The sequence below is a fragment of the Serinicoccus sp. CNJ-927 genome (assembly GCF_001942435.1).
Classification (GTDB): domain Bacteria; phylum Actinomycetota; class Actinomycetes; order Actinomycetales; family Dermatophilaceae; genus Ornithinicoccus; species Ornithinicoccus marinus.
This window is the reverse complement of record NZ_MKKF01000029.1, coordinates 1-12,122: the sequence shown is the minus strand read 5'-3', so window position 1 is coordinate 12,122 and position 12,122 is coordinate 1. Positions and strand designations below refer to the sequence as shown.

The 12,122-nt window shown below is 68.6% G+C and carries 13 protein-coding genes and 1 pseudogene; 3 read left to right on the top strand and 11 right to left on the bottom strand.

The genetic code is table 11. The annotated features are described in order from the left end of the window. Window positions 1-1,289 precede the first annotated feature (1,289 nt). Window positions 1,290-1,715, top strand: coding sequence for a hypothetical protein (locus tag BJF86_RS17565; RefSeq protein ID WP_143553788.1), 426 nt, complete (start codon window positions 1,290-1,292; stop codon window positions 1,713-1,715). Between the two features lie 497 nt (window positions 1,716-2,212). On the opposite strand, the gene BJF86_RS19830 is transcribed toward BJF86_RS17565, so the two are convergent. The 4 genes from BJF86_RS19830 to BJF86_RS09420 form a co-directional block, all read right to left on the bottom strand. Beyond that, on the bottom strand, window positions 2,213-2,359 hold the full coding sequence (locus BJF86_RS19830) for a VOC family protein (protein WP_414819941.1): 147 nt from the start codon (window positions 2,357-2,359) through the stop codon (window positions 2,213-2,215). A 20-nt stretch (window positions 2,360-2,379) separates the two neighbouring features. Further along, entirely contained in the window at window positions 2,380-2,625 is a 246-nt protein-coding gene (locus tag BJF86_RS19825; protein WP_414819940.1) for a hypothetical protein, read from the bottom strand. 87 nt (window positions 2,626-2,712) lie between these two features. Beyond that, on the bottom strand, window positions 2,713-3,705 hold the full coding sequence (locus BJF86_RS09425; RefSeq protein ID WP_187345611.1) for a succinylglutamate desuccinylase/aspartoacylase family protein: 993 nt from the start codon (window positions 3,703-3,705) through the stop codon (window positions 2,713-2,715). A 98-nt stretch (window positions 3,706-3,803) separates the two neighbouring features. After that, window positions 3,804-4,292 (bottom strand): ATP-dependent zinc protease, encoded by a 489-nt coding sequence (locus BJF86_RS09420; protein WP_075818501.1) that lies wholly within the window; start codon window positions 4,290-4,292, stop codon window positions 3,804-3,806. Between the two features lie 25 nt (window positions 4,293-4,317). On the opposite strand from BJF86_RS09420, the pseudogene rimK reads away from it, so the two are divergent. Further along, window positions 4,318-5,540, top strand: a pseudogene (gene rimK / locus BJF86_RS09415) (30S ribosomal protein S6--L-glutamate ligase). Between the two features lie 109 nt (window positions 5,541-5,649). Here rimK and BJF86_RS09410 read toward each other — a convergent pair. The 4 genes from BJF86_RS09410 to BJF86_RS09400 are packed head-to-tail and all read right to left on the bottom strand — an operon-like array spanning window position 5,650 to window position 10,192. Then, complete coding sequence (locus BJF86_RS09410) at window positions 5,650-6,336, bottom strand: SDR family oxidoreductase (protein WP_075818499.1); 687 nt, start codon at window positions 6,334-6,336, stop codon at window positions 5,650-5,652. 47 nt (window positions 6,337-6,383) lie between these two features. Beyond that, the gene (locus BJF86_RS09405) at window positions 6,384-8,672 is read right to left on the bottom strand and encodes an FdhF/YdeP family oxidoreductase (RefSeq protein ID WP_075818497.1); all 2,289 of its coding nucleotides are present in this window, start codon (window positions 8,670-8,672) and stop codon (window positions 6,384-6,386) included. 24 nt (window positions 8,673-8,696) lie between these two features. Further along, window positions 8,697-8,849 carry an MFS transporter small subunit gene (locus BJF86_RS17955; RefSeq protein ID WP_158068404.1) on the bottom strand — a complete coding sequence of 51 codons (153 nt, stop codon included), beginning with the start codon at window positions 8,847-8,849 and terminating at the stop codon, window positions 8,697-8,699. Then, window positions 8,846-10,192 carry an OFA family MFS transporter gene (locus BJF86_RS09400; protein ID WP_075818495.1) on the bottom strand — a complete coding sequence of 449 codons (1,347 nt, stop codon included), beginning with the start codon at window positions 10,190-10,192 and terminating at the stop codon, window positions 8,846-8,848. Before BJF86_RS09400 ends, BJF86_RS17955 begins: the two co-directional genes overlap by 4 nt. A gap of 92 nt (window positions 10,193-10,284) precedes the next feature. On the opposite strand from BJF86_RS09400, the gene BJF86_RS09395 reads away from it, so the two are divergent. Further along, window positions 10,285-10,995, top strand: a complete 711-nt coding sequence (locus BJF86_RS09395; RefSeq protein WP_075818493.1) for a B3/4 domain-containing protein — start codon at window positions 10,285-10,287, stop codon at window positions 10,993-10,995. Between the two features lie 76 nt (window positions 10,996-11,071). On the opposite strand, the gene BJF86_RS09390 is transcribed toward BJF86_RS09395, so the two are convergent. From BJF86_RS09390 to BJF86_RS19820, 3 genes are read right to left on the bottom strand one after another with little or no spacing between them, the layout of a single operon-like run. After that, window positions 11,072-11,278, bottom strand: a complete 207-nt coding sequence (locus BJF86_RS09390; RefSeq protein WP_075813395.1) for a helix-turn-helix transcriptional regulator — start codon at window positions 11,276-11,278, stop codon at window positions 11,072-11,074. After that, window positions 11,271-11,660, bottom strand: coding sequence for a hypothetical protein (locus BJF86_RS09385; RefSeq protein ID WP_075818491.1), 390 nt, complete (start codon window positions 11,658-11,660; stop codon window positions 11,271-11,273). The genes BJF86_RS09390 and BJF86_RS09385 overlap by 8 nt, the downstream gene beginning before the upstream one ends. Before the next feature lie 3 nt (window positions 11,661-11,663). After that, on the bottom strand, window positions 11,664-11,981 hold the full coding sequence (locus tag BJF86_RS19820; protein ID WP_414819939.1) for a LacI family DNA-binding transcriptional regulator: 318 nt from the start codon (window positions 11,979-11,981) through the stop codon (window positions 11,664-11,666). Window positions 11,982-12,122: the final 141 nt, after the last annotated feature.

The following is a 12,122-nucleotide window of genomic DNA, read 5'->3' as shown; positions in this document are numbered from 1 at the left end:
GGCTTCACCGAGCAGGCCGGCAGGGTCGACAATGTGAGGAGCGGTCATCGTGTGACTCCGTTCGAGGGTGCTGTGAGAGGTTCACTCGAAGGATCACGCGGTGGCCGCGTCCTCGCCTGACGCACACGCCGGAGACGACGACCTCGGCTACCGCGCTACACCACTATGGGGGACTCAACTGACCTGATCACCTTTGGGCGGTACACGTCAAGGACAGACAAGCCCCTTCTACCGAAGCCGTGGATCTTCTGAGACACCTGAACTGGGCTGAACTCTCACCGAGGTGCAGCAGTCAGCGATCTAGTCAATCCGCTTGACCCGCCGACGTCCTATGGCAGACTTGGGACCCCTAGCGGTGCTTGGCGCAACAGCCATCTGGCTCCTGTGGGCCACTGGACCCGCATGTGCGGGCTTAGGAGAGAGCATGGCGAACTGGCCTCGGGTTGGCGACTCGCCACTGCGACTATGGCCCCTCGCGAACTACATCGCTGTAGTTTTGCCCCTGTGGAGCGTCCGATGGGAGTGATCGAGGCACCGATCGTCACGGCCGTGCTACGGCCGCGTAGCCGAGCCTTATCGAGCGTGCGGGCACTAGTACCACAGACGCCGCCACGGAGCGGCGGGAAATGCAGCACGGTCTTGCGCCATGCGCCACCTGATGCCACGTGGTCCCACAAACTCGATTATCAGCGGTCCGTCATCGTCCGGCAATTCTATCCGTTGCCATTCAGACGGCCGCAGAAATTGTTGCTCGGGCGTTACGATTGCACGACCCTTGGTTACAGAGATGAACGTGATGGGCGAGTCGGAGCAGTTCTCCAAAACCCAAACGGACGAGTCTTCTTCGGGGAAAAAGCCAAGGATCCTGGAGGCTTCGGCTCGAGAGTCGCGCTTGAGGGTGGAAAAATAAGAAGCGCTTGCCCACAGCAACGCCGCCGCCGCCACTGCTGGGCCCAAATCCGACACAGTATTAAGCATGGCATCACCCACACGAGTTCATTACTTGCGCCTGACTGCCGAGCCCACAGCAATAGCCTGGCAAAAGGGGTAATACTGCGAATCTGCCGCCGCATGGTCACCGCGAAGAGCGTAGAGAATGCCGCCAACCAAGACGCGATCGCGCTTAGCTCTACGAGCTACATGCTGTCTATTCTTCGGATATCCAGCTGCATCCTCAACGCGCCTTACGATCGCGCTGATGGCGTCGTCAGTATTAAAGGCTCCGGGGTCAACCACATCCATCGCCGCATCCGACCCAGTTTCTTTTGCGCTTGTCGTCGATACCAGGTATGCGTCTTTTTTTCGATTATGTCATCCATCGGACCCACCAGATCCAAGCGGAAATCCCGACCGTTCACCATGTACTGGATCGATCGATGCAAGCCAGAAAAACTGGGATCAAATCCGAACAGCAGTCGCCACTCCAAGAACTTGGCATCCAGGGCTTCTGCGCAGGAAATCGCTTCAACCCGCTGACGGTGCAGTCGGTGCCTGTCCGTGGTGTTCAGGTAGCCGCTCGACCGTGCCCCGCCCAGTGTCTGGTAGATGTCCACGAGCGCCAGATCCAGTCGCTGAACCAGATCGTCAACTCCACCCATTCGAGCGTGCTGATCGAAATTTGCCACCTCGCCACCTTCTTCGCACTTGCGCGCAGCGCGCCTGAGCCACTGCGCGGGACCATAACAGACTGGAGTGCTGATGCGGTATCTGAGTGACACCCACACGCTGGTGCTCGAGCGAGCGAGCGAAGTGGAAGCAGTCATGAAGGCCATGGCACATGTTCGGTCGGGCCGCCGAACCTACAACGCTGCGGAACGCGAGGCCGCGCACTCACTAGCGGAGCAGATGATAGATCTAGAGCTCAGTGGGGGCCTTGCTGGTCGGCCGACTGTCGAGTTGACGGCCCTAGAGACCCGTCTGGCGATCGACGGAACGCGCCGCCTCACGAGGAGATATGGCTTGTTTGGCGGTCAGAAGAATTGGCCGGATGCAGTTACGAGCGCAGCTACGCAAATGGCATCTGTTATTGAGTAGAGAGCGACTAGCTTCTACCGCTGAGGCCATCGGACCGTTCCCGCCACTGGCGGTTTAAGGAAGATTGGACTTCGCGACAAATACGCCCTGGTAGTGCCTCCTCCATGCTAGCAATGCCACACATCAACCCAAAGCTGATGTTGGTGCCGAGGTCGTGGCTGTCACGACGTGAGACAGCTCAGCTGACCTGTTGGCTGGCGATGTTCACCATCCAACTCACACCGAACCGGTCAGTGACCATCCCGTAAGTGTCGCCCCACATCTGGTGCTCGAGCGGCATGTCGACGTGGCCGCCGTCGGCGAGGCCGTCCCAGTAGCCGCGCAGCTTGGCGCCGTCGTCGCCGCTCAGGCTGATCGAGATGTTGCCCTCGGACGGGGAGCGGGCATACCGGGCGGGGTGTCCGAGGCCATGAGGGTGGAGCCGGCCGGGGTGGTGAGCTGGGCGTGCATGACGCCGTCGCTGCCCTCGCCCTGCATGCCTAACACACCGAAGGTGTTTATCGTCAGCTCGCCGCCGAAGACCTGCTGGTAGTTCTCCATCGCGGCCTTGGCGGTGCCGTCGAACGAGACATAGGGGTTGAGCGTGGACATGCCGGGACCTCCGTGGTCGCTGACGGCCCGTCCGTCAGGGTGAGGCGAAACCGACTCCTGCGTCCCGACAGCTGCGACCCCTTCACCTCAGGGGGTGTCGGTGTCCCTCGCGTCCTCGTCCAGCCCGGACCGGTCGGTCGAGTCGATCTCGCCGATGTGCACGAGCGCGTCGCCCCGGTTGACCAGGGGCGCCTCGGCCCGGCCGATGACGACCCCGGCGCGGTCGGCCTTGACGATCGCCAACCGTTTGCCGAAGGAGTTGAACAGCTCGCCGAGTTTCTCCCCCTCGCTCACCCGCTGCCCCAGCGCGACGTCCATGTGCACGATGCCGGTGCGGCGCGCCCGCACCCAGCCGCTGTGCCAGCACACCTCGCTCGGCGTGCCGACCGGCTCCACGTCGACCTCGTCGGTGTCGATCATCCCCAGGTGCGCCAGCACCCGCAGCACCCCGACGACCCCGGCCTCGATCGCCCACTCGTCGAAGCGCCAGGCCTCGCCGCCCTCGTAGAGCAGCACCCGCGCCCCCCGCTCCCGGGCGGCATACCGCAGCGAGCCGTCGCGGAGCTTGGCGTGATACATCACCGGCGCGCCGAAGGCCTCGGCCAGCGCCCGGGTCTGCGGGTCCTCGAGGTCGCAGCGGATCTGCGGCAGGTTGGTGCGCCGGTCCGCTCCGGTATGCAGGTCGATCCCGACGTCCGACGGGCCGATGATCTCCTTCATCATGAGGTGGGCGATGCGCCCGGCGAGAGATCCGCGCGCCGAGCCGGGGAAGCTGCGGTTGAGGTCACGCCGGTCCGGCAGGTAGCGATCCCCCGACATCACGCCGAGCACGTTGACGATCGGCACCGCGAGCACCGTGCCGCGGATCGTCTTCGGGTCCAGCACCGCCATGACCCGGCGCACGACCTCGATGCCCACGACCTCGTCGCCGTGGATCGCCGCGGAGAGCCACACCGTCGGCCCGTCCTCGCGCCCGTGCAGCACGTGCACCGGCAGGCTCACCTCAGCCCCGGTGACCAGCCGGGAGATCGGCAGCGACACCTCGCGGCGGCTACCGGAACGGACCTTGACCGTGCCGATGGGGAAGGAGGGCCGCAGCTTGCGCGGCCGCGGTCGGCGCGCCGCAGCCTCGCCCGGTCGCACGTCCGCTGCGGTCGCCGACCCCGTCGTCGCCTCGCTCACTGCTTGCCCCAGTTCTTCCGCCGCACGGCCCGCTCCGGACGACCCCCGGCATAGCTCAGCGCCGGGTCGACGACGTAGCCCTGCACCAGCGCCTCCCGCCCGATGAGCATCCGGAAGCCCATCTCGTCACGGTCGGTCAGCGTGACCTCGACCGGCACCTCGCGACCGCCGAGGACCACCGGCAGGCGCACGACATACCTCTGCTCCTCGTGCCCCGAGGAGGACCGGACCGAGCGCGAGTCGTGCACCGGCAGCTCGACGGCGACCTCGTCCTGCGCGGTCGCCTGCCACGGGTGCACGGCGAAGCTGACCCAGTCGCGCCCGTCACGGTCGAAGGAGCGCAGGTCGAAGGCGTGGATCGCCGAGGTCTTGGCGCCGGTGTCGATCTTGGCCTTGATCCACGGCACGTCGACCTGCGGGATCTGCACCCACTCGCGCCACCCGACGACCGTCTGCTCCGTGATGGAATGGTTGGACCCTGTCACCCGCGCATCCTCTCAGGACGTCCCCATGAAACTCGCCATCCTCTCCCGGTCCCTGCGCGCCTACTCGACCCAACGGCTGCGCACCGCGGCGCTCGACCGCGGGCACCAGGTCAAGGTCCTGGACACCCTCCGCTTCGGCATCGACCTGGCCGGCGACGAGCCCGACCTGCACTTCCGCGGCAAGCCGCTGTCCAGCTACGACGCGGTCCTGCCCCGGGTCGGCGCGTCGGTGACCTACTTCGGCACCGCGGTCGTGCGGCAGTTCGAGCAGATGGACGTCTACACCCCCAACACGTCCAACGGGATCATGAACAGCCGCGACAAGCTGCGGGCGAGCCAGATCCTCTCCCGCCACGGGATCGGTATGCCCGCGACCGCTTTCGTGCGCAACCGCGCCGAGATCCCGCACGCCATCGAGATGGTCGGGGGTGCCCCGGTCGTGGTCAAGCTGCTCGAGGGCACCCAGGGCATCGGCGTCATCCTCGCGCCGACGATGAAGGTCGCCGAGGCCATCATCGAGACCCTGCACGGCACCAACCAGCAGGTGCTCATCCAGCGCTTCGTCAAGGAGTCCAAGGGCAAGGACGTCCGTGCCTTGTCGTCGGTGACCGCGTCGTCGCGGCGATGCGGCGGGTCGCCCAGGGCGACGAGTTCCGCTCCAACGTGCACCGCGGCGGGCGGGTCGAGCCGGTCGACCTGGACCCGGCATACCAGGAGATCGCGGTGCGCGCCGCGCACATCATGGGCCTGCGAGTGGCCGGCGTCGACATGCTCGAGGGCAACGACGGGCCGCTGGTCATGGAGGTCAACTCCTCGCCCGGGCTGGAGGGCATCGAGGCCGCGACCAAGCTCGACGTCGCCGGTGCGATCGTCGACTACATCGCCGACCAGGCCGGCTTCCCCGACATCGACGTGCGGCAGCGGCTCGCGGTCTCGACCGGGTATGGCGTCGCCGAGATCGCGGTCATGTCCGGCTCGGAGATGGTCGGGCGGACGCTGGAGACCTCCGGGCTGTGGGAGAAGGACATCCAGGTGCTCACCCTGCACCGCGGCACCCGCGTCGTGCCCAACCCCTCGGGCCAGAAGGTGCTCGAGGACGGCGACCGGCTGCTCTGCTTCGGCAAGCACGAGACCATGCGCTCGCTCATCCCCGCCCGCTCCCGCCGCCCCCGGCGCGTCCGCAAGCTGCCCAAGCAGCCGATCCACGCGGACGTGCCCGGCGTCTCGGTCCCAGCGTCCGGCAGCTGAGGGCCACGAACCACGGCTGAACACAGATATGCAGCCGGAGCGCAGGTTCTTTCCTACGCTCCGGCTGCATCAGCGTGCACGGGCCCGGTGACAGGTCCGGGGTATGCCCTCAGGCGCCCTTGGCGACCTCGTCGAGCGCCTGGTCGATCGGGGTGTCCCCGCCGACGAACTCGATCATCGTGCCGTCCAGGTCGCTGCGGCCGATGACCGCGGCGATGACGGCCGCGACGTCGGCGCGGGGCACCGAGGCGAGCTCGCTGCCGTCCGAGGGCTGCGGGTCCGATCCCGGCCCGGAGCCGCGCACCTCGATCGAGCCGGTGGGCTCGTCCAGGCTCAGGTGGCCCGGCGCGACGATCGTCCAGCCCAGGCCGGAGTCACGCAGGTGCTGGTCGGCTGCGGACTTGGCCTCGGCGTAGGCGAAGAAGGCGTTGTCCTCGGGCACCCCGTGGTCGCGGCGGGCGCCGAGGTAGCTGACCATGAGGTAGCGCCCGACCCCGGCCTGCTCGGCCGCGTCCATGGTGCGGGTGGCGGCGTCGCGGTCGACGGCGTAGGTGCGCTCCGGGTCACCGCCGCCGGCACCGGCCGACCACACGACGACGTCGTGCCCGCCGAACAGCTCGGCGAGCTCGTCGGTGCTCATGCTCTGGACGTCGCCGACGACCGGCGTCGCCCCGGTCTGCTCGACCTCGGACGCGTGCTGCGGGTTGCGGATCACCGCACTCACCTCGTGCTCGCCCAGCAGCGGGCTGAGCAGCATCGCGACCTTGCCGTGTCCTCCGATGATGGCTATACGCATACCTGGTCCAACAGCGGCACCCCGCCCCGATGTTCCACCGGTATGCCTCAGCCCCGGGCCCGCAGCTCCACGACGATCGACTTGCTGGCCGGCGTCCCGCTCCGCTTCGAGCGCTGCCCGAGCGGCACGAGCACGTTGGTCTCCGGGTAGTAGGCGGCGGTGCAGCCCCGGGCGGTGTCGTAGGAAACGATCCGGAACTCCTCGGCCACCCGTTCGCCGTCCTCCCAGTGGCTCACCAGGTCGACGTGCTGCCCGTCCCGCAGGCCCCGCTCATCGAGGTCCGCGGGGTTGACGAAGACGACCCGGCGACCGTTCTCGATGCCGCGGTAGCGGTCGTTGAGCCCGTAGATCGTCGTGTTGAACTGGTCGTGGCTGCGCAGCGTCTGCAGCAGCAGCCGACCCTCGGGGACCTTGGGGTAGACCAGCTCGTTGCAGCTGAGCTGCGCCTTGCCGAGCTGGGTGTCCCCCCACTCCCGCGTCCGGGCCACGTGCGGCAGCACGAAGCCTCCCGGGTCGTTGATCTTGTCCTCGTAGTCCTCGAAGCCGGGGATCACGCGGGAGACCGCGTCGCGGATGGTGCGGTAGTCGTCCTCGAAGGCCTGCCAGTCCGTCACCGCGGCGACCCGCTGGATGGAACGCGCGAGGCGGCAGATGACCGCGACCTCGCTGAGCAGGTAGGGCGAGGCCGGCGGCAGCGGCCCGTGGCTCGCGTGCACCGCCGACATCGAGTCCTCGACCGTCACCCGCTGCGGGCCGCTGGCCTGCTCATCCCGCTCGGACCGAGCGAGCACGGGGAGGATGAGGGCCGTCTCGCCGGTGACGACGTGAGAGCGGTTGAGCTTGGTCGAGACCTGCACCGTCATGGCGCAACGGCGCAGCGCCGCCTCGGTGACGTCGGTGTCCGGCGCGGCCTTGGCGAAGTTGCCGCCCATCCCCATGAAGAAGCTGACCCGGCCCTCACGCATGGCCTCGACCGCAGCCGCGGTGTCGTAGCCGTGCTCCCGCGGGCTCTCGAAGGAGAACTCCGCATCGAGCCGGTCGTGGAAGTCGTCGGGCATCTGCTCCCAGATGCCCATCGTCCGGTCGCCCTGCACGTTGCTGTGGCCGCGGACCGGGCACAGCCCTGCACCGTCCCGACCGATGTTGCCCTGCAGCAGGATCACGTTGACGATCTCGGTGAGCATGGGGACCGAGTGCTCGTGCTGGGTCAGGCCCATCGCCCAGCACACCACGGTCCGCCGGCTGCGGACCAGACGGTCGGCGAGGTCCTCGATCTGCTGCCGCTCCAGGCCGGTCGCGGTGAGCACCTCGTCCCAGTCGAGGTCGGCCAGGTGCTCGCGGTATGCCTCGAGCCCCTCGGCGTACTCGGCGAGGAACTCGTGGTCCAGCACCGAGCCCGGGTCGGCGTCCTCCCGCTCCAGCAGCAGCGCGCCGAGGGCCTGGAAGAGCGCCATGTCGCCGCCGAGCCGGATCTGCAGGAAGTCGTCGGCGAGGTCGGTGCCCGACCCGACGGCCTTGATCGGGTTCTGCGGGTTCTTGAACCGCTGGAGGCCAGCCTCGGGCAGCGGGTTGACGGCGACGATCGCCGCGCCGTTCTCCTTGGCCTTCTCCAGCGCGCTGAGCATGCGCGGGTGGTTGGTGCCCGGGTTCTGCCCCGCGATGATGATGAGCTCGGACTCGTGCAGGTCCTCGAGCAGCACGGTGCCCTTGCCCAACCCGACGGTGTCGCCGAGGGCCGCGCCGGAGGCCTCGTGACACATGTTGGAGCAGTCCGGCAGGTTGTTGGTGCCGTAGGCGCGGACCATGAGCTGGTAGACGAAGGCCGCCTCGTTCGACGTGCGTCCCGAGGTGTAGAAGATCGCCTCGTCCGGGTCGGCGAGCGAGGTCAGCTGGTCGGCGATCATCCGGAACGCGTCGTCCCAGCTGATCGGCTCGTACCTGTTGCTGTCCGCCCGCTTGACGACCGGGTGGACCAGCCGTCCCTGCTGGCCCAGCCACCAGTCGCTGCGGGTGGCGAGGTCGTCGAGGTCGTGCTCCTCGAAGAAGTCGGGCCCGATGGTCCGCAGCGTGGCCTCCTCGGCCACCGCCTTGGCGCCGTTCTCGCAGAACTCGGCGGGCGAGCGGTGGTCGGGGTCGGGCCAGGCGCAGCCGGAGCAGTCGAAGCCGTGCTTCTGGTTGAGCCGGGTCAGGGTGCGCACCGTGCGCGTCGCGCCCATCTGCTCGTAGGAGATCTTCAGCGCGTGGTAGACCCCGGGGACGCCGGCGGCCCAGTCCTTGCGCTCGTGGATCTCCAGGTCGTCGTCGGTGAAATCCTTGCGGGGTGCGTCGGTCGCCACGTCCGCCTCCTTCTCGCGTTCGGGTCAGTCGAAGAGCTGGGTCACGCGGGCGATGGTCTCGCCCACGCCGTAGAGCAGGCCGGCGCTGACGATCACCCACAGCACGATGGCCGCGGTGCGCTCTGCCGCGTCGGCGCCCTCGGGGCGCTCGGCGGTGCTGGTCGGGGAATCGCTCACGAGGAGGCTCCTTCGGTCTCGAGCTGGTCAGGGTCGGACTCGTGGTGGCGCTCGTCGACCGGCTTCACGAGCAGGTTCGCGATGAAGCCGACGACGAGCACGCCGACCATGATGTAGAGGGACAGCAGGTAGAGATCGGCGCCCGTCTCGCCGCGCGCGGTCTGCAGGTCCTGGATCCCGGAGACGATGAGCGGCCCGGCGATGCCGGCTGCGGACCAGGCGGTGAGCAGGCGGCCGTGGATGGCCCCGACCTGCATCCCGCCGAAGAGGTCCTTGAGGTATGCCGGGATCGTCGCGAAGCCGCCGCCGTAGAAGCTGAGGATCACCACGCACATGAGCACGAAGAGCAGCAGCGAGGACCGCCCGAAGGTCGCGACGCCGAGGTAAAGCGCGGCGCCGACCCCGAGGTAGAGCATGTAGGTCGGCTTGCGGCCGATGACGTCGGAGGTCGAGGACCACACGATCCGGCCGGCCATGTTGGCCAGGCTGAGCAGGCTGACGAAGCCGGCGGCCGCGACGGCGTCCACCCCGGAGAAGAAGTTCTGCACGATCGGGGAGGCCTGGGCGAGGATGCCGATGCCGGCCGTGACGTTGCAGAAGAGCACCGTCCACAGCAGCCAGAACTGCGGGGTGCGCAGGGCGTTGCGGGCGGTGACGTCAGCGGTCGTCCGCATCGAGGTCTGCTCGGACTTCTTCGGCGGGGTCCAGCCCTCCGGCTTCCAGTCGTCCGCGGGCACCCGGATGACGTAGGCACCCAGACCCATGAGCACGGCATACACGACCGCGAGGGTGAGGAAGGTCGGGACGAGCCCGGCGACCGGGTCGTCGCCGCCGTAGAGTCCGAGCAGCCGGTTGCTCAGCGGCGAAGCGATGAGCGCGCCGCCGCCGAAGCCCATGATCGCCAGGCCGGTCGCGAGGCCCGGCCGGTCCGGGAACCACTTGATCAGCGTGGAGACGGGTGAGATGTAGCCCAGCCCTAGACCGATGCCGCCGAGCACGCCGTAGCCGAGGTAGACGATCCACAGCTGCCCGGTGGCGATGCCGAGCGCGGAGACGAGGAAGCCGGCGACCCAGAGCGCCGCCGCCACGGCCATCGTCTTGCGCGGGCCGTTGCGCTCGACCCAGGTGCCGAGGATCGCGGCGGAGAGCCCGAGCATGACGATCGAGATCGAGAAGATGACCGACACCGCGGTCGCCGAGGCGCCGAAGCGCTCCTCCAGCGGGATGTTGAAGACGCTGAAGGCATACACCTGGCCGATGGACAGGTGGACGGCGAGCGCGGCCGGCGGCACGAACCAGCGGTTGAAACCGAGACCCGCCACGGTGCGCTCCCGGTCGAGCATGAGGCTCCTCGCGTCGTCGAGCTGAGCGGAGGTCTCCCAGCGTCACACACCGTCCTCGGACCGGCACCTCGAAGGTGGGGCAGGATGCGGGTATGGGCGGACACGACCTCGAGGGATTCCTGGCCGGCGCGGAGATCGAGGCGGAGGTGCGTCGGCTGCGCCCCGACTACCGCGCGCTGCTCGTCGTCGCCGCGGGCATCGTGCCGGCGCCGGGCGACGAGCACAGCGAGGCGCGGCTCCGGCGTGCCGAGGCCGCGGCGTCCGAGGCGATGGCCGACGCCGACCTGCTGGACCTGCCGCACGTCGCGGCGTGGCGGGAGGCATACCGGGCGTTCGGCGCCAAGCCGCAGCGCACCCGCCCCAGCCTGGAGGCGTTGCTGCGTCGGGTCGAGGGCGGGCTGCCGCGGGTCAACCGCCTCACCGACCTCTACAACGCGGTCTCGGTGCAGCACCAGATCCCGCTCGGCGGCGAGGACCTGGACCGGTATGCCGGTCCGCCCCGGCTGGCGCGCGCGGCCGGGGACGAGCACTTCGAGACCCTGGCCTCCGGTGAGGCCGCCGTCGAGCACCCGCTGCCCGGCGAGGTCGTCTGGCGCGACGACGAGGAGGTGACCTGCCGGCGGTGGAACTGGCGGCAGACGCGGCGCACCGCGCTGACCGACGACACCACTGCCGCCCTCTTCATCCTCGACGCGCTCGAGCCGGTGAGCGACGAGGACCTGATGGCTGCGGGCGAGGACCTCGTCACCGAGCTCGCGCGCCTGGGACCCGACGTGCGCTCCGCGCAGCGACTGCTGAGGTGATGCTTGTGCGGGACGTGGTGTCACATGCGTCGCCGGAACCACGGATGTGACACACCGTCCTGCACACGGGTGCCGGTCAGCGGTCGGCGAGCGCGAAGATCTCCTCCACCGGGAGGTCCAGGAGCTGCGCGATCCGCAGGGCCAGCGGCAGGCTCGGGTCGAAGCGGCCGGTCTCGATGGCGTTGACGGTCTGCCGGGAGACACCGACCTGCTCGGCCAGGGTCGCCTGGCTCCACCCGCGCTCGGTGCGCAGCGCGCGCAGGATGCTCGTGGTCTCAGCCACGTAGCCGGTCCAGCCGCACGGTGTAGCGCACCCAGAAGGTCGCCAGCATGACCGTCAGGCACAGCAGCGCCCAGAGCCAGGGCAGCTGGCCCGGTGCCACCACCAGGGCGAGGAGGAGCAGGAGCACCAGGATCAGCGAGACCTCGAAGGTGTCGCTGCGAGCGGCCATGGCTGCCTGGTGCTCGATGCTGTCCGGGGAGTCCTCCCGGCGCTCGCGTCTGCGACGGCCCAGGGTGAGGTTGAGCGCGATGCCGAGGGGCCCGGCGACGAGCCAGATGCCGAGCAGCTGCACCCAGAACGCCGGATCGATGACGAGGTAGAGCAGGGCCATGCCCACGACGGCGCACAGGCCCGCGACGATCCACAGCGCTCGGGTACTCATGTGTCAAGTGTGCTTGACAAGAACGAGAGTGTCAAGCGTGCTTGACCTTGCCAGACCGGACAGCCCTGGTTTCCGCCATCCGGCGACCGGACCCACTGGTATCCGTCCGGGGAGGTGCACACCAGGGGTGTCCGGTCGCAGGGAGGGGCCACTCAGCGGGCCTCGACCGACCCGATGTTCCACGACCTCGCGCAGCGCGGGGTCCACGGTGCTCGCCCGGTTGACGACCCGGGAGACGGTCGCGCGGGACACCCCGGCATACCGGGCGACCTGCTCCAGTGTCGGTTGTCGCTCCGTCCCCGATCGGCGTGCAGCACTCACGGACGCGTCCTAGGGTCGTTGACTGGTCGCCGGGAGAGCGCTCTAGTGTCGCGCGTCTGAAGTTGTTTGACGGGTTGCGCGGGGGTCGGCGGTCTTGCCTCCAGGTGCTCGGGGGAGAGCCGTCCAGCCCTCTGACCGGGA

What these genes read in the sequence shown, in the direction of transcription:
- BJF86_RS09395 (WP_075818493.1), top strand. Translation starts at nt 10,285, where the DNA reads ATGGGCGGACACGACCTCGAGGGATTCCTGGCCGGCGCGGAGATCGAG.
- BJF86_RS19825 (WP_414819940.1), bottom strand. Translation starts at nt 2,625, where the DNA reads ATGTCCACGCTCAACCCCTATGTCTCGTTCGACGGCACCGCCAAGGCC.
- BJF86_RS09410 (WP_075818499.1), bottom strand. Translation starts at nt 6,336, where the DNA reads ATGCGTATAGCCATCATCGGAGGACACGGCAAGGTCGCGATGCTGCTC.
- BJF86_RS09385 (WP_075818491.1), bottom strand. Translation starts at nt 11,660, where the DNA reads ATGAGTACCCGAGCGCTGTGGATCGTCGCGGGCCTGTGCGCCGTCGTG.
- BJF86_RS09400 (WP_075818495.1), bottom strand. Translation starts at nt 10,192, where the DNA reads ATGCTCGACCGGGAGCGCACCGTGGCGGGTCTCGGTTTCAACCGCTGG.
- BJF86_RS17565 (WP_143553788.1), top strand. Translation starts at nt 1,290, where the DNA reads ATGCGTCTTTTTTTCGATTATGTCATCCATCGGACCCACCAGATCCAA.